A 17,983-nucleotide genomic window follows, 5' to 3' on the forward strand; every position below is an offset into this window, starting at 1 on the left:
CCCACCCATGACCAACCGGACCGCCCCACCGCCGACCGCCACCACGGCCGGACCCGACACCGCACCCGCCACCGCACCCGAACCGACCGGCTACCGGCTGCGCTGGGCCGCGCTCGCCGTCATCCTGGCCGCCGAGGTGATGGACCTGCTCGACACCACCATCGTCGGCGTCGCCTCCCCCGCCATCCGGAGCGACTTCGGCGGCACCGACGCACAGATCCAGTGGATCTCCGCCTCGTACACGCTCGCCTTCGCCGTCCTGCTGATCACCGGCGCCCGGCTCGGCGACCTCCTCGGCCGCAAGCGCCTCTTCGTCGCCGGCGCGGCCGGCTTCACGCTCGCCTCGGTGCTCTGCGCCGCCTCGGCCGGCTCCGGCACCCTGATCGCCGCCCGCACCGTCCAGGGCCTCTTCGCCGCGCTGCTGATCCCGCAGGGGCTCGGCCTGATCAAGTCGATGTTCCCGCCGAAGGAGATCGGCGCCGCCTTCGGCCTGTTCGGCCCGGTGCTCGGGCTCTCCTCCGTCCTCGGGCCGACCCTGGGCGGGTACCTCACGGACGCCGACTGGTTCGGCACCGGCTGGCGGATGGTCTTCCTGATCAACCTGCCGCTCGGCCTGCTCGCGGTGCTCACCGGGCTGAAGGTGCTGCCCACCGACCGCACCGCCCGTACCGCCGGCGCCGGCCGGCTCGACCCGGTCGGCGTGCTGCTGCTCAGCGCCGCCGTGCTGCTGCTGGTCTACCCGCTGGTGCAGGGTCGCGAGCTCGGCTGGCCGCTCTGGACCTACCTCGCGATGGCCGCCTCGCTGCCGGTGCTCCGGCTCTTCGTCCTCCAGCAGCGCCGGGTGCTGCGCCGCGGCGGCACCCCGCTGATCGAGCCCTCGCTCTTCGGCAAGCGGGCCTTCACCTCCGCCCTCGCGACCGGGCTGGTGTTCTTCGCCGCGCTCTCCGGCCTGATGCTGACCTTCACCCTCTACCTCCAGCTCGGCCTCGGCTGGACGGCGCTGCACTCCGGCCTCAGCATGATCCCGCTCTCGCTCGGCATCGTGGCCGGCGCGATCCTCTCCGGCGGCTTCCTCGGCCCCAAGTACGGCCGCCGCGTCCTGCACGCCGGCATGGTCGTCGCCGCCCTCGGCGTGCTCGCGCTCCAGGCCTCGGTGGAGCACTGGGCCGACGCACTGACCAGCTGGACGCTCGTCCCCGGCCTGGCGCTCACCGGCTTCGGCCTCGGCCTGATCATGGCGCCGTTCTTCGACATCGCCCTGGCCGGGGTGGAGGAGTCGGAGACCGGCTCGGCCTCCGGCGTGCTCAACGCCCAGCAGCAGCTGGGCGGCTCGATCGGCGTCGCGCTGCTGGGCACGGCGTTCTTCGGCTGGGCCGGCTCCGACGGGTTCCGGCACGCCGCCGGCTGGACGTTCGGCCTCACGGCCGGCCTGCTGGCGCTCGCGTTCCTGGTCGCCTTCCTGCTCCCCCGGCGGGCCCGCCCGGAACACGAGGGCTGAGGCCCGCCGCCCGGTGCCCGGCGCCCGGCGCACCGCGCCCGACACCCACCGCACGACGCCGCCCACCGGGGAGCATCACCCGGCGGGCGGCGTCGTCTGCTTACCATCCGGTACATGCAAGCCCTTCTGATGGCCGCCCTGCTCGCCGTGGTGCTGCTCTCCCGGATCCAGGAACCGAGACGCTTCGGCAACGGCGTGCTGCTCGGGCTGGCCGGCGTCTGCGTGGCGGTCGGCACGGTGAGCGCCGTCGGGCACTTCTCCGCGCCGGCCGGGAGCGCCGTCACCGCGGTCGTGGCCGCCGCGGTCTGGTCGAGCGGGCTCGTCGCGGCGGCGCTGCTGGTGGCCAACGGCATCACCATGGTCCGCCGGGAGGGCACTCGCCCGGCCACCCTGCTCGCCCTGCTCACCGGCGCGGCCCTGCTCGCCCTGCTGGCGCTCCTGCTGTCGGCCACCTGGCTGAGCGTGCGGGCCCTGCGCGCGGCCGCCGGCGCCGGCGTGCTGCTCGGCGCCTACGGCGTGTTCCTGCTGCTCTGCTTCCTCGGCTACACGCTGCTCTACCGACGGCTGGCCCTGCGCCCGGGGGCCGACTTCGTGGTCGTGCTGGGCGCCGGGCTGAACGGCTGCGAGGTACCGCCGCTGCTGGCCTCCCGGCTCGACCGCGCGCTGGCCCTGTACCGGGCCGAGGAGGCCGCCGGCCGCGCCCCGCTGATCCTGGTGACGGGTGGCAAGGGGCCGGACGAGAGCTGTACCGAGGCGGCGGCGATGGCCGACCACCTGGTCGCCCGGGGCTGCCCGCGGGAGCGGATCCTGCTGGAGGAGAAGGCCACCAGCACCACCGAGAACCTCGCGTTCAGCCGCGAGCTGATGGAGCGCGAGCACCCCGGCTACCACTGCACGGTGGTCACCAGCAGCTTCCACGTGCTCCGCTCCGCGATCACCACCCGCCGGGCCGGTGTGCCCGGGCAGGTGGTCGGCGCGCCGACCGCCGCCTACTACTGGCCGAGCGCGGTGCTGCGCGAGGTGGTCGCGACCGCCCTGCTCTACCCGCGGGTGAACGGCGCGGCCGTCCTGCTGCTCGCGACGGCCGGCGCCGTCGTCGGCTGGCACCGCTGACCGGTGGCCCCGGGCCGCCGCGGCCCCGACACGCGAGAGCCCCCCGGTCCGCGAACTCGGGATCGGGGGGCTCTTCGCGCCGGCCCTCCGCCGGGCCACGGGGGCCCGGCGGGGGAAACGGCCCGGCCATGATCAGCCGAGGTTGGCCAGCGCGTCGTTCAGGGTCTTCGACGGGCGCATCACGGCCGCGGCCTTGGCCGGGTCGGGCTGGTAGTAGCCACCGAGGTCGACCGGCGAGCCCTGGACGGCGATGAGCTCGTCCACGATGGTCTGCTCCTGCTCGCTCAGCGAGGCGGCCAGGCCGGCGAACGCCTGGGCGAGCTCGGCGTCGGCGGTCTGCCCGGCCAGCTCCTGGGCCCAGTACATGGCCAGGTAGAAGTGGCTGCCGCGGTTGTCGATCCCGCCGAGGCGGCGGCTCGGCGACTTGTCCTCGTTGAGGAAGGTGCCGGTGGCGCGGTCCAGCGTGTCGGCCAGCACCTGGGCGCGGGCGTTGCCGGTGGTGGCGGCCAGGTGCTCGAAGCTGGCGGCCAGCGCGAAGAACTCGCCCAGGCTGTCCCAGCGCAGGTAGTTCTCCTTGACCAGCTGCTGGACGTGCTTCGGGGCGGAGCCGCCGGCGCCGGTCTCGAACAGGCCGCCGCCGTTGATCAGCGGGACGACCGACAGCATCTTGGCGCTGGTGCCCAGCTCCAGGATCGGGAAGAGGTCGGTCAGGTAGTCGCGCAGCACGTTGCCGGTCACCGAGATGGTGTCCTCGCCGCGGCGGATGCGCTCCAGCGAGAACGCGGTGGCCTCGACCGGGGCCTTGATCTCGATCTGCAGGCCGGTGGTGTCGTGCTCCGGCAGGTACGCCTTGACCTTCTCGATCAGGACGGCGTCGTGGGCGCGGGTCTCGTCCAGCCAGAAGACGGCCGGGCTGCCGGTGGCGCGGGCGCGGGTGACGGCCAGCTTGACCCAGTCGCGGATCGGCACGTCCTTGGTCTGGCAGGCGCGGAAGATGTCGCCCGCCTGGACGGCCTGCTCCAGGACGACGTTGCCCTCGGTGTCGACCAGGCGGACGGTGCCGGCGGCCGGGATCTCGAAGGTCTTGTCGTGGCTGCCGTACTCCTCGGCCGCCTGCGCCATCAGGCCGACGTTCGGCACCGAGCCGATGGTGGCCGGGTCGAGGGCGCCGTTGGCGCGGCAGTCGTCGAGGACGGCCTGGTACACGCCGGAGTAGCTGCTGTCCGGCAGGACGGCCAGGGTGTCGGCCTCCTTGCCGTCCGGGCCCCACATGTGGCCGGAGGTGCGGATCATGGCCGGCATCGAGGCGTCGACGATGACGTCGGACGGCACGTGCAGGTTGGTGATGCCCTTGTCGGAGTCGACCATGGCCAGCGCCGGGCCGTCGGCCAGCTCGGCCTCGAACGAGGCCTTGATCTCGGCGCCGTTCTCCAGCTTGTCGAGGCCGGCCAGGATGCCGCCGAGGCCGTTGTTCGGGTTCAGGCCGGCGGCGACGAGCACCTCGCCGTACTTGGCGAAGGTGTTCGGGAAGAAGGCGCGGACGACGTGACCGAAGACGATCGGGTCGGAGACCTTCATCATGGTGGCCTTGAGGTGCACCGAGAACAGCACGCCCTCGGCCTTCGCGCGGGCCACCTGGGCGGCCAGGAACTCGCGCAGCGCGGCGACGCGCAGCACGGAGGCGTCGACGACCTCGCCGGCCAGCACCGGTACCGACTCGCGCAGCACGGTGGTGCTGCCGTCCTCGGCGGTCAGCTCGATGCGGAGCGAGCCGTCGGCGGCGACGACGGTCGACTTCTCGGTGGAACGGAAGTCGTTCTGGCCCATGGTGGCGACGTTGGTCTTGGAGTCGGCCGTCCAGGCGCCCATGCGGTGCGGGTGCGTCTTGGCGTAGTTCTTGACCGACGCGGGGGCGCGGCGGTCCGAGTTGCCCTCACGCAGGACGGGGTTGACGGCGCTGCCCTTGACCTTGTCGTACCGGGCGCGGACGTCCTTGTCCTCGTCGGTCTGCGGGTCGTCCGGGTAGTCCGGCAGCGCGTAGCCCTGCGCCTGCAGCTCGGCGACGGCCGCCTTGAGCTGCGGGATGGAGGCCGAGATGTTCGGCAGCTTGATGATGTTGGCGCCCGGGGTCTTGGCGAGCTCGCCGAGCTCGGCGAGGGCGTCCTCGATCCGCTGGCCCTCCTCCAGACGCTCCGGGAAGCTGGCGATGATCCGCCCGGCCAGGGAGATGTCGCGCGTCTCCACCTGCACGCCGGCCGTCGAGGCGTAGGCCTGGACCACGGGCAGGAACGAGTACGTTGCCAGGGCCGGCGCCTCGTCGGTGTGCGTATAGATGATGGTCGAGTCAGTCATCGGTACTCCGCTTCACGTCTCCAACGTCTTGACGTCAAGATATCTCGTGATCGGCCCTTCGCTCCACCACCCCCCGCCCCGGATCGTGCGCCCGGGCCCGGCCCGGGAGCGCGGCGGTCACGTCCACCGTGGTCCCGGGCCGGGCCCGGGGCAAGTGGGGAGCGCTACGACCGGGCGGGGCGGGCCGCCAGGCGGGCGTCGAACTCCGCCTCGTCGGCCAGGAACCAGAGCTGGTTGCCGCGGTTGCTCTCCCGGACGAAGGCCTGCAGGGCCTCGCTGGCGGCGGTGTGCCGGGAGATGTCGCCGACGACGGCCAGGCCGACGCGGTAGGTGACGAACTTCTGCACGATCTCGCCCGCCACCCGGGTGCGCAGCCGGAAGAAGTCGTCCTCGAAGCGCTCCACCGGGGCGAGCACCCAGGCGGTGTCCCGGGCGAACGCCTCGCCGAGGAGGAGGACGGCGTCCCGCTCGTCGCGCACCGGCGGGCCGCCGGCGGGCAGGCGCAGGACGGCGGGGGTGTGCTCGCCGTGCTCAGTCATGACTGTTCTCCCTGATCAGCGCGTTGATGATGACGAGCAGCTCGGCCGTGTCGGCGAGCCCGCCGAGGATGATCACCTTGAGCACCGACCGCTCCTCGTGGTGGACGGTCTGCACCCTGAGCGGCTCGCCGCCCTCCCGCGGGCCGGCGATCGCGGCCATCACGGTGTTGGCGAGCCGGGCGGCCTCCCGCGTCCCGATGCCGTCGACCTGGACGATCGTGGAGGCCTCGGTGTGGCGTTCCGGGGCCGCGGGCGGCTCCGGAGCGGCCGGGGCTCCGGTGAAGGCCGCGAGATCCGCGGCGGCGATCCGGTACTGCTTGCCGATCCTGGCCGCCGGGAGCCGGCCGTCGCGGACATAGCCGCGGACGGTCCGGACGTGCAGACCGAGCAGTTCGGCCACCTGCTCCACCGAGTAGTACTGCGGCACCGGCTGCCACCTCTCGCCAAGTTCTTCGTCGTTACGCAAACTACCATGAAGACTTCACCGAAAGGGATGAATACGGAAGGATGAGGAAGGTTGCGGAGTCTTGCGGTGCGCGCCAGGCCCGACACCGTCAGGAGTTCGTCAACGCAGCACCGCATTCGGTCAACACCGCGTCAGGACGGTGCCCGGCGGCGGGGAACCGCCCTAGCGTCGGAGGAGCAGTTCCGGCAGGCCCCACCTCCACTCGGGAGCACCCGCATGGCCCGCGTCGTCTGGCACGTCCCGGTCACCGTCACCGGACGCAGCACCGCACTCCGCCTCTTCCGACTCCGCGACGGCCGCCGCTGCGCGGTCGGCTTCGCCACCGCCGAGGCGCTCACCGCGCTGCTCGGGCCGGACCAGGCGTTCACCGAGCTCGGCGAACCCGCGCTGCGGGCACTCACCGCACCGCTCGGCGTGGACACCCTCGTCCTGGACCCGCGCCTGGTCGCACCGCCGGTCACCGCCGGCTCCCCCGCCCCGGCGGCCCAGCTCCAGCCCCGGTGACCGCCCTCCACCTGCTCCCGGGCGCCGGCGAGCCCGGCCCCGAACCGGCCAGGCCGCTGCACGCCCTCGCCCGGGTCGGCTTCGGCCCCGTCCCGCTGGACTTCCACCGGCTGGCCGCCGAGCACCCCGCGGTGCAGAGCGGGCTCACCCTGGCCGGCGGGGCCGACCTCGAACTCCGGCTCGCCTGCACCGGCCCCGAGGAGTTGCGCGCCATCTCCACCGCCCTGCTCCGCGCGGGCGCCGCGCACGTCCAGGTCGATCTGGTGCTGCGGGCGCTCCGACCGGGGCCACCGCTCCTGCGGCCGGTGTCGTAGGCCGCCGCCGGCCGCCCGCACCCGCCCGCGTCCCGGCGGCGGGTACGGGCGGGTACGGGCGGCCTTGCTCAGCCGGTCTCGCGGGTCAGCGCGGCGATGGCGGTCAGCAGCAGGGCGGAGCCGGCCAGCAGCGCCGGGGTGAGCGGCTCGCCGAAGCAGGCGGTGGCGAGCACCGCCGCCGTGGCCGGTTCGAGCAGGACGAGCACGGCGGCCGTCGCCCCCGGCACGGTGGCCAGGCCCGCGAAGTACCAGCGGTAGGCGAACAGGGTCGGGACGGTCCCGAGGAACAGCAGGGCGGCCGCCGTCGGCACCGGATCGCCGTCGGCGGGCAGCACACCGCCCTCGGCGACGGCGAGCGGCAGCAGACAGAGCAGCCCCGTCGTGATCTTCACTTCGTCCGTCCGACCACGTACCGTCGGCAGCGACGCGGCGGAGATCGTCCTTCGCCGCCGGTGCGGAGGAGAGCAGCGTGGACCACCTGACGTACGCCGAGGTGCAGGCCGCCCGGGAGCGGATCGCGGGGCGGGTGCGGCCCGTGGTGGTGGCGCCGGGGGACGAGCGCGGGCGGGTCTGGCTGGCCCTGGAGTACCTCCAGCACACCGGCAGCTTCAAGGCCCGGGGCGCACAGAACTTCCTGCTCGCGCACGCCGGGGCGGGCACCCTGCCGGAGGCCGGCGTCACCATCGCCTCGGGCGGGAACGCCGGCCTGGCCTGTGCCTGGGCGGCGGGCGGGCTCGGGGTGCGGGCGACGGTGTTCCTGCCGGACACGGCCCCGGCGGTGAAGGTCGCGCGCCTGCGCTCCTACGGCGCCGACGTCCGGCTGGCGGGCCGCGAGTACGCCGAGGCGCTGGCCGCGTGCGAGGAGTTCGCCGCGGCCAGCGGCGCCCTGGCCTCGCACGCCTACGACCACCCGCTGATCGCGGCCGGGGCGGGGACGGTGCTGGAGGAGATCCGCGACCGGCTGCCGGGGCTGGACACGGTGGTGCTGTCGGTGGGCGGCGGCGGGCTGTTCGCGGGAGTGGCGGCCGCCGCACGCGAGCACGGTGTGCGGGTGGTGGCCGTCGAGCCGGACGGCAGCAAGGCCCTGCACGCGGCCGTGGCGGCGGGCGCCCCGGTGGACGTCGCGGTGGCGTCGGTCGCGGCGGACTCGCTGGGCGCCCGCCGGGCCACGGCGCTCGCCGTGCACGCGGCCCGCCAGGAGGGCGTGCACACCGTACTGGTGCCGGACGACGCCATCGTCCGGGCCCGGCAGGCGCTCTGGGACGAGCGCCGGATCGCCGTCGAGCACGCGGCCGCCACCTCGCTCGCGGCGCTGGAGCAGGTGGACGGCGAGCGGATCGCCGTGCTGCTCTGCGGCGCGAACACCGACCCGTCGGACCTCGTGGCGCGCTGAGACCGGGCGCTGAGCCGACGGGCCGGGCGGCCCGGGCGCCCCGCGCGTCCGGGCCTGCCGTCAGCCGATCTGCCGTCAGCCGATGCCCTGGCGGTCCGGCAGCAGGGCGAAGGCGCGCACCTCGGGGTCGGCCAGCTGCTCGGCCACCGCCCGGTCCAGCAGCTCCCGCTGCTCCAGGAGTTGACCCCGCCGGCCCTCCGGGCAGATCCGCAGCAGGTCGTCCAGCGCGGCGGCCAGGCGCCGCGTCACCTGGGGGTGACCGGCGCCGCAGAGCCGGATCTCGGTGAACGCGAGGTCCACCACGCACTGCCAGTCCGGCACCGGCTCGACCAGCCGGACGGCGCCGTCGCGGTCGCGGAAGCAGAGGTCCCCGAAGCTCTCGTGGACGAGCATCGCGAGCAGCTGGTGGATCCGGTCGATCGCCTGGACGGCGGTGGTCGGGTCGTTGACGGCCGGCGAGAGCGCGCGGATCGCGATGTCGACCAGCTGTCGGAACCCGAAGCTCAGGTCCTGGTGCATGGTGCGCTCGACGCCGACGTTGAACGCGGCCGCGATCCGGCGCGGCCGCGGCGGGCGGGCCCCGGCCACCCGGACGATCGGGGTACCGGGGGTGACGAAGTCGCCGATCCGTGGCACGAGGTGGAGCACCGCGTCGTGCTTGCGGGCGATCCGCACCAGCCGGCCGATGTTGACGTCGCGCAGCGCTCCGGAGCGACCCTCGTGCAGCAGGGTGGGCGCGTCCGCGGGGACGGCCGGCGGCTGCGGTTCGGGCGGCGTCAGCCGGTACTGGAGGATCACCGCGACCGACTCGCCGGCCACCCGGTCGATGACGTGCGGGACGCGCAGCAGCCGCATCGTGGACTGCACGTAGAGCACGAACAGCCCCAGGCTGAGCAGCACCAGCAGGACGGCGAACAGGCCGGAGAAGACCGGCACCGAGGTGACCTTCGCCGGGTCGGTGGAGTCGTCGTAGCTGAGCTGGACGAGCAGCGCGAAGAGGAAGGTGGCCAGGCAGACCGAGAAGGTGGCCTTGGTCAGCCGGCTGCGCACGTAGAGCCGCAGCACGCGCGGGGAGAACTGGCTGGCCGCCATCTGGAGGGCGACCAGGGAGATCGAGAAGACCACCGCGATGAATGTCAGCATCGCCGAACTGACGGTCGAGACCACGCTCTTGGCGGCGCCGGTGAACCGCATCAGCTCGTCGGCGGAGCCGGTCTCGGCGACGGTGGCCGATACGGCGGCCTCGTCCAGCCACGCGGTGACCGAGGCCAGCACGACGGCGGCCGCACAGGTGAGCAGCGGGGCGAACCAGAACGACTCCCGCAGGTGCTCGCGCAGCGGGGAGAGCGGGCGGTAGCGGCCCTGGCGGGGCGGCCCGGGCTTGCGGTCGGTCATCGCCCCAGGCTAGGGCCGGTGATCACGGCTCCTCCGGTCCGCCACGCCCGCCCCCGCGGCCCGGCCCGCCCGCGGCGCCCAGCAGCGTGCGGCGCAGGGCGAGCGCGTCGGGGGCGACGGCGGTGAGCAGCAGGGCCGCCGGGTCGGCCAGGGCGAGCAGGGCCGCGTCACCGTCCGCGGGTGGCGCGGGCGGTGGGTGGCCGACGGTGAGGAGCTGGCCGGCGGCGCGGTGGCCGCCGAGGACGGCGGGGCCGTCCCAGCCGGGGGCGCCGGGGCCGAGGTCGGTCTGCTGGTCGAGCAGGAGCCGGCCGCCGCGGCGGACGGTGAGGCGGGAGGTGAGCCGGCCGGGGCCGGCGCCGCGGGCCCAGTCGTGGTGGCGGCCGAGGACCAGCTCCTCGCGGTGGCGCAGCCGGGCGCCCGGGGCGAGGGTGATCCGGGTGTGCAGGACGAGGTGGCTGCCGCTCGCGGCGACGACCGGTTCGGGCCGCCAGTCGAGCCGGGCGCCCTCCCCCACCGTCAGGTCGAGCTCGTAGCGGGCCGGCCCGGGGCCGGGCAGGCTGATGGTGGCGGCGGCGCTGGTGACGGTGAGCGCGGCGCCGTCGGCGACCTCGACGGCGAGTGCCAGCCGGTCGCCGCCGAGCGGGGCGGCCATCGAGCCGACCAGCACGACGTGGGCGCCGCCGTCGGTGTCCCGGGTGCGGCGGGGCGCGAGCGGCCCGGCCCCGGTGAGGACGGGCAGCGCGGTGGCGCCCCGCCCGTCCGGCGCGGCGAGGATCCGGGCCCGCGCCGTCGGGGCGGTCGTCACCGGGCGGCGCGCCAGGCGGTGAGCCGTTCGCGGACCCAGGCGGCGACCGGCGCGACGCCGTCCGTGGAGGTCAGCGAGCAGAACACGGTGGGCAGTTCGCCGCGCTGGGCGGCGGCGTCGCGGGCCATCACGCCGAGGTCGGCGCCGACCAGCGGGGCCAGGTCGGTCTTGTTGATCACCAGGAGGTCGGAGGTGGAGACGCCGGGGCCGCCCTTGCGCGGGATCTTGTCGCCGCCGGAGACGTCGATGACGAAGATCTGGTGGTCGACCAGGCCGCGGCTGAAGGTGGCGGTCAGGTTGTCGCCGCCGGACTCGACCAGCACCAGGTCGAGCGGGCCGGCCGCCTCCTCCAAGTCCTCGACGGCCTCCAGGTTGGCGGAGATGTCGTCGCGGATCGCGGTGTGCGGGCAGCAGCCGGTCTCGACGGCGGTGATCCGCTCGGGCGGCAGGACGGCGTTGCGGAGCAGGAACTCGGCGTCCTCGGTGGTGTAGATGTCGTTGGTGACGACGGCGAGCGAGAGCTCCTCGCGGAGGAGGCGGCAGAGCGCGGCGACGGTGGCGGTCTTGCCGGAGCCGACCGGGCCGCCGAGGCCGATCCGCAGGGCGCGGCGGTGCCCGGTGGCGGTGGCGGCCGGGGCGTAGGTGTGGCGGGCGGGGGCGTCGAGCGGGTCGACGTGGTCACGATGCAAAGAGGCGGACCTTCCAGGAGCGGTGCTGCTCGGCGTAGACGTCGAGCAGGGGGGCGGAGGCGGCGGGCAGCGCGTCCGGGTCGCCCAGGGCGGCGGCCTCGGTAGCCTCGCCGGCCACGGCGTCGAGGTGCGGCGCGAGGCGGGCGAGCGCGGCGGTGACCTCGTACGGGTCGAGTCCGAGCAGCCGGACGCACGCGGCGGCCGGTCCGTTGACGCTCTCGTACGCGGCGGCGGCCGCGGCCTGGCCGGGGGTGAGCCCGGCGGCCAGCGCGGTGGTGCCGAGCACCACGGGCTGGTGCGCGCCGCGCGGGTGGGCGGCGGCGAGCCGGTCGAGGCCGGGGTGCGGCCAGGCGGCGCGGGCGGCCCGGAGCAGCTGCCGGCCGAGCCGGCGGCTGGTGACGCGCAGGGCGGGTGCGGGGGTGCGGGCGTCGGCGGCGGCGTCGAGCAGGTCGTGGTCCTGCCCGGCGGCGGCGGCCGCGGCCAGGGCGGCGGTGACCAGGCCGGTGGTGTGCAGCCGTCCGGTGAGGAAGGCCGCCATGCTCGCGGTGTCGTGCACCCGGCCGGCCCGGACGGCGGCCTCGGCCCCGCCGGAGTGCGCGTGCCCGCCGGCGGGGAACCGCCCGTCGGCGAGCAGCAGCAGTGCCGCCACCGACATCAGAAGAGGAAGTACCGCTGGGCGAGCGGCAGTTCGGTGGCCGGTGCGGGGGTGATGAGCTCGCCGTCGACGGTGACGGTGAAGGTGTCCGGATCGACCCGGACGTCCGGGCGGGCACTGTTGTTGACCATCTGGTCCTTGCTGACGCCGCGGGTGTTCCGGATCGCGGTGAACTCCTTCGCCACGCCGAGCTGTTCGGCCAGCCGCTCGGGCAGGCCGTGCTCGATCGCCGCCGGCGCGGTGAAGTTGACCGAGTTGGCCGCCGCGGAGCGCCCGACGGCACCGAACATCGGCCGGGGCAGCATCGGTTGGGGCGTGGGGATGGAGGCGTTGGCGTCGCCGATCTGGGCGCGGGCGATCTGGCCGCCCTTGACCACCAGATCGGGCTTGACCCCGAAGAAGGCGGGCGACCAGAGCACCAGGTCGGCGAGCTTGCCCGGCTCGACGGAGCCGATCTCGCCGTCCAGGCCCTGGGCGACGGCCGGGTTGATGGTGTACTTGGCGACGTAGCGGCGGGCCCGGTGGTTGTCGGCGCGGCCGTCGCCGGGCAGTGCACCGCGCCTGGCCTTCATCACGTGGGCGGTCTGCCAGGTGCGCAGCACCACCTCGCCGATCCGGCCCATCGCCTGGGAGTCGGAGCTGATGATGGAGATCGCGCCGAGGTCGTGCAGGACGTCCTCGGCGGCGATGGTGGACGGCCGGATCCGGGACTCGGCGAAGGCGAGGTCCTCCGGCACGTGCGGGCTGAGGTGGTGACAGACCATCAGCATGTCGAGGTGCTCGTCGATGGTGTTGACGGTGTGCGGCCTGGTCGGATTGGTGGAGCTGGGCAGCACGTTGGCCTCGCTCACCACGGTGATGATGTCGGGTGCGTGGCCGCCGCCGGCGCCCTCGGTGTGGTAGGCGTGGATGCCGCGGCCGGCGATGGCGGCGAGGGTGTCGCCGACGAACCCGGCCTCGTTCAGGGTGTCGGTGTGGATGGCGAGTTGGGCCCCGGTGCGGTCGCAGACCCGCAGGCAGGCGTCGATCGCGGCCGGGGTGGCGCCCCAGTCCTCGTGGATCTTGAAGCCGAGCGCGCCGGCCCGCAGCTGGTCGTGCATCGAGGTCTCGTTGACGGTGTTGCCCTTGCCGAGCAGCCCGACGTTGACCGGCAGGTCGTCCATCGCCGCGAACATCCGGCCGAGGTGCCAGGCGCCGGGGGTGATCGTGGTGGCCCGGGTGCCCTCGGCGGGCCCGGTGCCGCCGCCGACCAGGGTGGTGACGCCGGAGGCCAGTGCCTCGTCGGCCAGTTGCGGGCAGATGAAGTGGACGTGCGCGTCGACGGCTCCGGCGGTGACGATCCGCCCGTTGCCGGAGATCACCTCGGTCTCGGGGCCGATCACCAGGCCGGGGTGGACACCGTCCATGGTCTCGGGGTTGCCGGCCTTGCCGAGGGCGGTGATCCGGCCGTCCCGGATGCCGATGTCGGCCTTGACGACGCCCCAGTGGTCGAGCACCACGGCGCCGGTGATGACGGTGTCCGGGGCGCCCTCGGCACGGCTGGTCCGGGCCTGGCCCATGGACTCGCGGATCACCTTGCCGCCGCCGAAGACGGCTTCGTCGCCGCCGCGGCTGCGGTCCTCCTCGATCTCGATCAGCAGGTTGGTGTCACCGAGGCGGATCCGGTCGCCGGTGGTCGGTCCGTACAGGTCGGCGTAGCGCTCCCGGGTGAGCAGCAGGGCGGGCCGGCCGCCACGGGGGCGCCCGGCCGGCGGGGCTGCGACGGGCTCAGCCATCGAGGGCCCCCGCCGTCTCCCCGCGCAGGCCCGCCACTTCGCGGCGGCCGGTGAGCGGGACGAGTTCGACCTCCGCCGGGATGCCGGGCTCGAAGCGGACGGCGGTGCCGGCCGGGATGTTGAGCCGCAGGCCGCGGGCGGCCGTCCGGTCGAACTCCAGCCCGGGATTGGCCTCGGCGAAGTGGTAGTGGGAGCCGATCTGGACCGGCCGGTCGGCGGCGTTGAGCACCGTCAGCCGGGTGACGGCGAGCCCCTGGTTCAGCTCGATCAGGCCGCTGCCGAGCAGGATCTGACCCGGCGTCACCTCGTCGGCGGCGTTCACCGGATCGGCCCGTGGACGGTGACCAGCTTGGTGCCGTCGGGGAAGGTCGCCTCGACCTGGACGTCGGGGATCATCTCGGGGATGCCCGTCATGACGTCGTCCCGGGTGAGCACCGTGCGGCCGGACGCCATCAGCTCGGCGACGGTCCGGCCGTCCCGCGCGCCTTCGAGGACGTGCGAGGTGATCAGGGCGACCGCTTCGGGGTGGTTGAGCCGTAGCCCCCGGGCCCGCCGGGAGCGGGCCACGTCGGCGGCCACGTGGATGAGCAGGCGCTCCTGCTCGTGGGGAGTGAGTTTCATCTGCGCGCACCTTCGAGGGGGTAAGAGCGCGCGGACACGACGTTGTGCCGCGGTGTGGCGCATACCGTAGCGGACGAACCACCCCCGGGGGAGAGGGCCTCACCCGTTCGGGGTGGCATCACTATGCGGCGATCACTATTTGTATAACCCTATGCGTCGTCAATATTGCCGGACCGCGGGGCCAAGCTCAATTGCCGCTCAAATGCTGAACCTACTCACCAGTTATGTAACACACGTATGAACTGAATGCCCCCTACCTGCGAGGATGTGCCGCAAAGTAGGTAAACATTCAGTAATGAAATCTGTGCAGAGGCCTATGAATACGCCTACTGTGTGGCAACTCTCCGCGCTCCGGCTGCCGGGGCCCCCACACCACAGAGAGATTTCGCATGGCATCCCTCAACCAGCTCTCTCCGCCGAGTTCCGGCACCGAGACCGGTAGCACCACCCACCGCTCCCTCCGTCGCGAGGTCGGCCTGATCGGCCTCCTCTGGGCCTCGGTCGGCTCGATCATCGGCTCCGGCTGGCTGTTCGGCGCCAAGAACGCCGTCATGGTGGCCGGACCGGCCGCACTCATCTCCTGGGGCATCGGCGCCGTCGCGATCGTGCTCCTCGCCCTGGTGCACGCCGAGCTCGGCGGGCTCTTCCCGGTCGCCGGTGGCACCGCGCGGTACCCGCACTACGCCTTCGGCGGCCTGGCCGGCATGTCCTTCGGCTGGTTCTCCTGGCTGCAGGCCGCGACGGTGGCACCGATCGAGGTCGAGGCCATGATCGGCTACGCGGGCCACTGGGAGTTCGCGAAGAGCTTCCTCAACGACAACGGCACGCTCACCACCAGCGGCTTCATCGTCGCCGTGCTGCTGATGGGCGTCTTCGTCGCGGTCAACTTCCTCGGTGTGCGGGTGCTGGCCCACACCAACTCGGTCGCCACCTGGCTGAAGATCTTCATCCCGCTGCTGACGATCTTCGTGCTGGCGCTGACCAACTTCCACGGCTCGAACTTCACCTCGCACGGCTTCGCCCCGTTCGGCATCAAGGGCGTGCTCGCGGCGATCAGCTCCAGCGGCATCATCTTCGCGCTGCTCGGCTTCGAGCAGGCCATCCAGATCTCCGGCGAGAGCCGCAACCCGAAGCGCGACATCCCCCGCGCCGTGCTCGGGTCGGTGGCCATCGGCACCCTGATCTACGTCCTGCTCCAGGTCGTCTTCATCGGCGCCCTGCCCGGCAGCGCCTTCCTCAACGGCTGGGACAAGCTCGACTTCCCCGGCATCGAGGGCCCGTTCGCCGGTCTGGCCACCCTGGTCGGCCTCGGCTGGCTCGCCTACGTGCTGTACTTCGACGCCATCGTCTCCCCCGGCGGCACCGGCCTGATCTACACCACCTCCACCTCGCGCATCTCCTACGGCCTGAGCAAGAACGGCTACGCGCCGCAGAAGTTCGAGCAGCTCGACAAGCGCGGCGTGCCGTGGTTCGGCCTGGGGCTCTCCTTCGTCACCGGCGTGATCTGCTTCCTGCCCTTCCCCAGCTGGCAGGAGCTGGTCGGCTTCATCACCTCCGCCAGCGTGCTGATGTACGCGGGCGCCCCGCTGGCCTTCGGCGCGCTGCGCCGCCGGCTGCCCGACCGCGAGCGCTCCTACCGGCTGCCCCTCGGCGGCGTGATCTCCCCGGTCGCGTTCGTCGTCGCGAGCCTGATCATCTACTGGTCCGGCTGGCACACCCTGTCCCGGCTGGGCCTCGCGATCATCCTCGGCTACGGCCTGCTCGGCAGCTACGCCGCGTACGCGATCCGCAAGGGCCTGCCGAACGCGCCCCGTCTGGACTGGCGGGCCGCGCAGTGGCTGCCGGTCTACCTGGTGGGTCTCGGCCTGATCTCGTGGCAGGGCGGCTTCGGCGACGGCCGGGGCAACATCCCGATGTGGTGGGACATGGGCGCGGTCGCCGTGTTCGCCGTCGCCGTCTACTACTGGGCGATCCGGGTGGCCCTGCCGGCCGAGGCGATCGAGCGGAACATCGAAGACATCGAGGTCGTCGACGCGGGCGGTCACTGACCCCCGCAGCACCCCTGGCACGACCCCGAACGACAACGGGACGGGCCCGCCGGTTCACCCGGCGGGCCCGTCCCGCGTCCGTTCCGGCGGCCGCACCCGCTTCCTCCGCGGCTGCGGCCGCCGGCGCTACAGCTTCAGCACCGCCCGGAGCGCCGCCGCCACCGCCGCCTCCGGATCCGCCACCGCCTCCTCCGAACGCCAGGCGACGAAGCCGTCCGGACGGACGAGCACCGCACCCTCCGGCCGGACGCCGTGCAGCTCGGCGAAGTCCGCGCCCGGCTCGGGCGCCAGGTCGTCCTCGGCACCGGAGCCGATCCGGTAGGTGTCCAGCGGGACGGCCAGCGCGTCCGCCGCCCGGCGGGCGCCCGCGTGCCACGCCCCGCCCTCCGGGCCCGTGAGCAGCACCATCGCCTGCTCGTACAGGTCGAGCGTGGAGAGCTTCACGCCCGCCCGCAGCAGCCACTGGTGCGGCGCCCGGCTGCCCGGCTCGCCGGTCGAGCCGAACGCCTCGGGCACCACCGGGCCCGCGGCGTCCGCCCCGGCCACCGCGCCGACCGGGTAGCGGTAGCCGAGCGCCACCGCCAGCACCCCGGCCTGCCGGCCGACGCCCGGCACCACCGCGTACCCCGGGTGGCTGTGCTCGGCCGAGCGGGCCGAGGCGCGCTCACCGGTCACCTGCGCGACCGGCCGCCGCTCCTGCCCGTACGTCTCCAGCAGGCCCGGCCCGCCCCAGCCGCCGAGCGCCGCGGCCAGCTTCCAGGCCAGGTTGTGCGCGTCCTGGATGCCGGTGTTGGAGCCGAAGGCCCCGGTCGGCGACATCTCGTGCGCGGAGTCCCCGGCGAGGAAGACCCGCCCGCCGGAGTAGTGCTCCGCCACCCGCTCGGCCGCGTGCCAGGGGGCCTTCCCGGTGACCTCGACCTCCAGGTCGGGGATGCCGACGGCGGCCCGGATGTGCTGCACGCACCGCCCGTCGGTGAACGCCTCCAGCGGCTCGCCGTGCTCCGGGTGCCAGGGGGCGTGGAACACCCACTCCTCGTGGTTGTCCACCGGCAGCAGCGCGCCGTCCGCCTCCGGGTTGGTGAGGTAGCAGGCGATGAAGTGCCGGTCGCCCACCGCCTCGGCCAGCCGCTTGGCCCGGAACGTGATGCTGACGTTGTGGAACAGCTCACCCTTGCCGGTCTGGCCGATGCCCAGCTGCTCGCGGACCGGGCTGCGCGGGCCGTCCGCCGCGATCAGGTACTGCGCCCGGACCGTCCGCTCCTCACCGGTCTCCCGGCTGCGCAGCAGCGCCGTCACCCCGTCGGCGTCCTGCTCGAAGGAGATCAGCTCGGTGCTGAAGCGCAGGTCGCCGCCGAGCTCGCGGGCGGCCCGCAGCAGGACCGGCTCCAGGTCGTTCTGGCTGCACAGGCACCACGCGCTCGGGCTGAACCGGGCCAGCCGGCCCCCGGGGTCGATCTCCCGGAACAGCCACTCCTGCTCCTCGCCGGTCAGCGAGGGCGTCTGCAGGATGCCGTGGTTCGCCGCGAGCACCGAGGCCGCCTCGCGGATCGCCGTCTCGATCCCGGCCACCCGGTACAGCTCCATCGTGCGGACGTTGTTGCCTCGGCCACGCGGGTGGTGCGAGGTGTCGGCGTGCTTCTCGACCAGCAGGTGTCTGACACCCAGTCGGCCCAGGAAGAGGGACGCCGACAACCCGACCAGCGAGCCGCCGACGATCAGCACCGGGACCCGGTCGTCAACCTTCGGATTCATCAATTACTCCAGCCTGTACGGGAGTTCGCAGAGCGGCTGCGGGGCTCGGTGCCGCCCTCGGCGG

At 73.8% G+C, this 17,983-nt stretch carries 18 protein-coding genes; 6 read left to right on the forward strand and 12 right to left on the reverse strand.

What is annotated here, in order from left to right; translation table 11 throughout:
* Nucleotides 1–7 precede the first annotated feature (7 nt).
* Nucleotides 8–1,498 (forward strand): MFS transporter, encoded by a 1,491-nt coding sequence (locus tag OH807_RS07430; RefSeq protein ID WP_406195396.1) that lies wholly within the window; start codon nt 8–10, stop codon nt 1,496–1,498.
* A gap of 114 nt (nt 1,499–1,612) precedes the next feature.
* The gene (locus OH807_RS07435; protein WP_406195398.1) at nt 1,613–2,611 is read left to right on the forward strand and encodes a YdcF family protein; all 999 of its coding nucleotides are present in this window, start codon (nt 1,613–1,615) and stop codon (nt 2,609–2,611) included.
* Between the two features lie 132 nt (nt 2,612–2,743).
* Here OH807_RS07435 and OH807_RS07440 read toward each other — a convergent pair whose 3' ends face one another.
* The 3 genes from OH807_RS07440 to OH807_RS07450 form a co-directional block, all read right to left on the reverse strand.
* Nucleotides 2,744–4,963: an NADP-dependent isocitrate dehydrogenase gene (locus OH807_RS07440; protein ID WP_406195400.1), complete on the reverse strand. Its 2,220-nt coding sequence runs from the start codon at nt 4,961–4,963 to the stop codon at nt 2,744–2,746.
* Nucleotides 4,964–5,127: 164 nt separating this feature from the next.
* The gene (locus tag OH807_RS07445; RefSeq protein WP_406195403.1) at nt 5,128–5,502 is read right to left on the reverse strand and encodes a DUF4180 domain-containing protein; all 375 of its coding nucleotides are present in this window, start codon (nt 5,500–5,502) and stop codon (nt 5,128–5,130) included.
* Complete coding sequence (locus OH807_RS07450) at nt 5,495–5,929, reverse strand: helix-turn-helix domain-containing protein (protein WP_406195405.1); 435 nt, start codon at nt 5,927–5,929, stop codon at nt 5,495–5,497. The genes OH807_RS07445 and OH807_RS07450 overlap by 8 nt, the downstream gene beginning before the upstream one ends.
* Before the next feature lie 255 nt (nt 5,930–6,184).
* Here OH807_RS07450 and OH807_RS07455 point away from each other — a divergent pair, with 255 nt between their 5' ends.
* Entirely contained in the window at nt 6,185–6,472 is a 288-nt protein-coding gene (locus OH807_RS07455) for an SAV_915 family protein (RefSeq protein WP_406195408.1), read from the forward strand.
* The gene (locus tag OH807_RS07460) at nt 6,469–6,786 is read left to right on the forward strand and encodes a hypothetical protein (RefSeq protein ID WP_406195410.1); all 318 of its coding nucleotides are present in this window, start codon (nt 6,469–6,471) and stop codon (nt 6,784–6,786) included. The genes OH807_RS07455 and OH807_RS07460 overlap by 4 nt, the downstream gene beginning before the upstream one ends.
* A 68-nt stretch (nt 6,787–6,854) precedes the next feature.
* On the opposite strand, the gene OH807_RS07465 is transcribed toward OH807_RS07460, so the two are convergent.
* A complete protein-coding gene (locus OH807_RS07465; RefSeq protein WP_406195413.1) occupies nt 6,855–7,178 on the reverse strand; it encodes an EamA family transporter in 324 nt (107 codons plus the stop codon).
* Between the two features lie 77 nt (nt 7,179–7,255).
* Here OH807_RS07465 and OH807_RS07470 point away from each other — a divergent pair, with 77 nt between their 5' ends.
* Nucleotides 7,256–8,179, forward strand: a complete 924-nt coding sequence (locus tag OH807_RS07470) for a serine/threonine dehydratase (RefSeq protein ID WP_406195415.1) — start codon at nt 7,256–7,258, stop codon at nt 8,177–8,179.
* 75 nt (nt 8,180–8,254) lie between these two features.
* Here OH807_RS07470 and OH807_RS07475 read toward each other — a convergent pair whose 3' ends face one another.
* From OH807_RS07475 to OH807_RS07505, 7 genes are read right to left on the reverse strand one after another with little or no spacing between them, the layout of a single operon-like run.
* A complete protein-coding gene (locus OH807_RS07475) occupies nt 8,255–9,574 on the reverse strand; it encodes a DUF2254 domain-containing protein (protein WP_406195417.1) in 1,320 nt (439 codons plus the stop codon).
* A 22-nt stretch (nt 9,575–9,596) separates the two neighbouring features.
* The gene (locus OH807_RS07480) at nt 9,597–10,379 is read right to left on the reverse strand and encodes an urease accessory protein UreD (RefSeq protein ID WP_406195419.1); all 783 of its coding nucleotides are present in this window, start codon (nt 10,377–10,379) and stop codon (nt 9,597–9,599) included.
* Nucleotides 10,376–11,068: an urease accessory protein UreG gene (ureG, locus tag OH807_RS07485; protein ID WP_406195422.1), complete on the reverse strand. Its 693-nt coding sequence runs from the start codon at nt 11,066–11,068 to the stop codon at nt 10,376–10,378. Before ureG ends, OH807_RS07480 begins: the two co-directional genes overlap by 4 nt.
* Nucleotides 11,058–11,723: an urease accessory protein UreF gene (locus tag OH807_RS07490; protein ID WP_406195425.1), complete on the reverse strand. Its 666-nt coding sequence runs from the start codon at nt 11,721–11,723 to the stop codon at nt 11,058–11,060. The genes ureG and OH807_RS07490 overlap by 11 nt, the downstream gene beginning before the upstream one ends.
* Nucleotides 11,723–13,498 carry an urease subunit alpha gene (locus OH807_RS07495; RefSeq protein WP_406195428.1) on the reverse strand — a complete coding sequence of 592 codons (1,776 nt, stop codon included), beginning with the start codon at nt 13,496–13,498 and terminating at the stop codon, nt 11,723–11,725. Before OH807_RS07495 ends, OH807_RS07490 begins: the two co-directional genes overlap by 1 nt.
* Nucleotides 13,491–13,802: an urease subunit beta gene (locus tag OH807_RS07500; RefSeq protein WP_406210780.1), complete on the reverse strand. Its 312-nt coding sequence runs from the start codon at nt 13,800–13,802 to the stop codon at nt 13,491–13,493. Before OH807_RS07500 ends, OH807_RS07495 begins: the two co-directional genes overlap by 8 nt.
* Before the next feature lie 14 nt (nt 13,803–13,816).
* A complete protein-coding gene (locus tag OH807_RS07505) occupies nt 13,817–14,119 on the reverse strand; it encodes an urease subunit gamma (protein ID WP_406195430.1) in 303 nt (100 codons plus the stop codon).
* Between the two features lie 389 nt (nt 14,120–14,508).
* Here OH807_RS07505 and OH807_RS07510 point away from each other — a divergent pair, with 389 nt between their 5' ends.
* Nucleotides 14,509–16,167, forward strand: coding sequence for an APC family permease (locus OH807_RS07510; RefSeq protein WP_406195432.1), 1,659 nt, complete (start codon nt 14,509–14,511; stop codon nt 16,165–16,167).
* A 126-nt stretch (nt 16,168–16,293) separates the two neighbouring features.
* On the opposite strand, the gene OH807_RS07515 is transcribed toward OH807_RS07510, so the two are convergent.
* Nucleotides 16,294–17,919: an FAD-dependent oxidoreductase gene (locus OH807_RS07515; protein ID WP_406195434.1), complete on the reverse strand. Its 1,626-nt coding sequence runs from the start codon at nt 17,917–17,919 to the stop codon at nt 16,294–16,296.
* Nucleotides 17,920–17,983 lie beyond the last annotated feature (64 nt).

Source organism: Kitasatospora sp. NBC_01560, assembly GCF_045208415.1.
In the GTDB taxonomy this organism is placed as follows: Bacteria; Actinomycetota; Actinomycetes; order Streptomycetales; family Streptomycetaceae; genus Kitasatospora.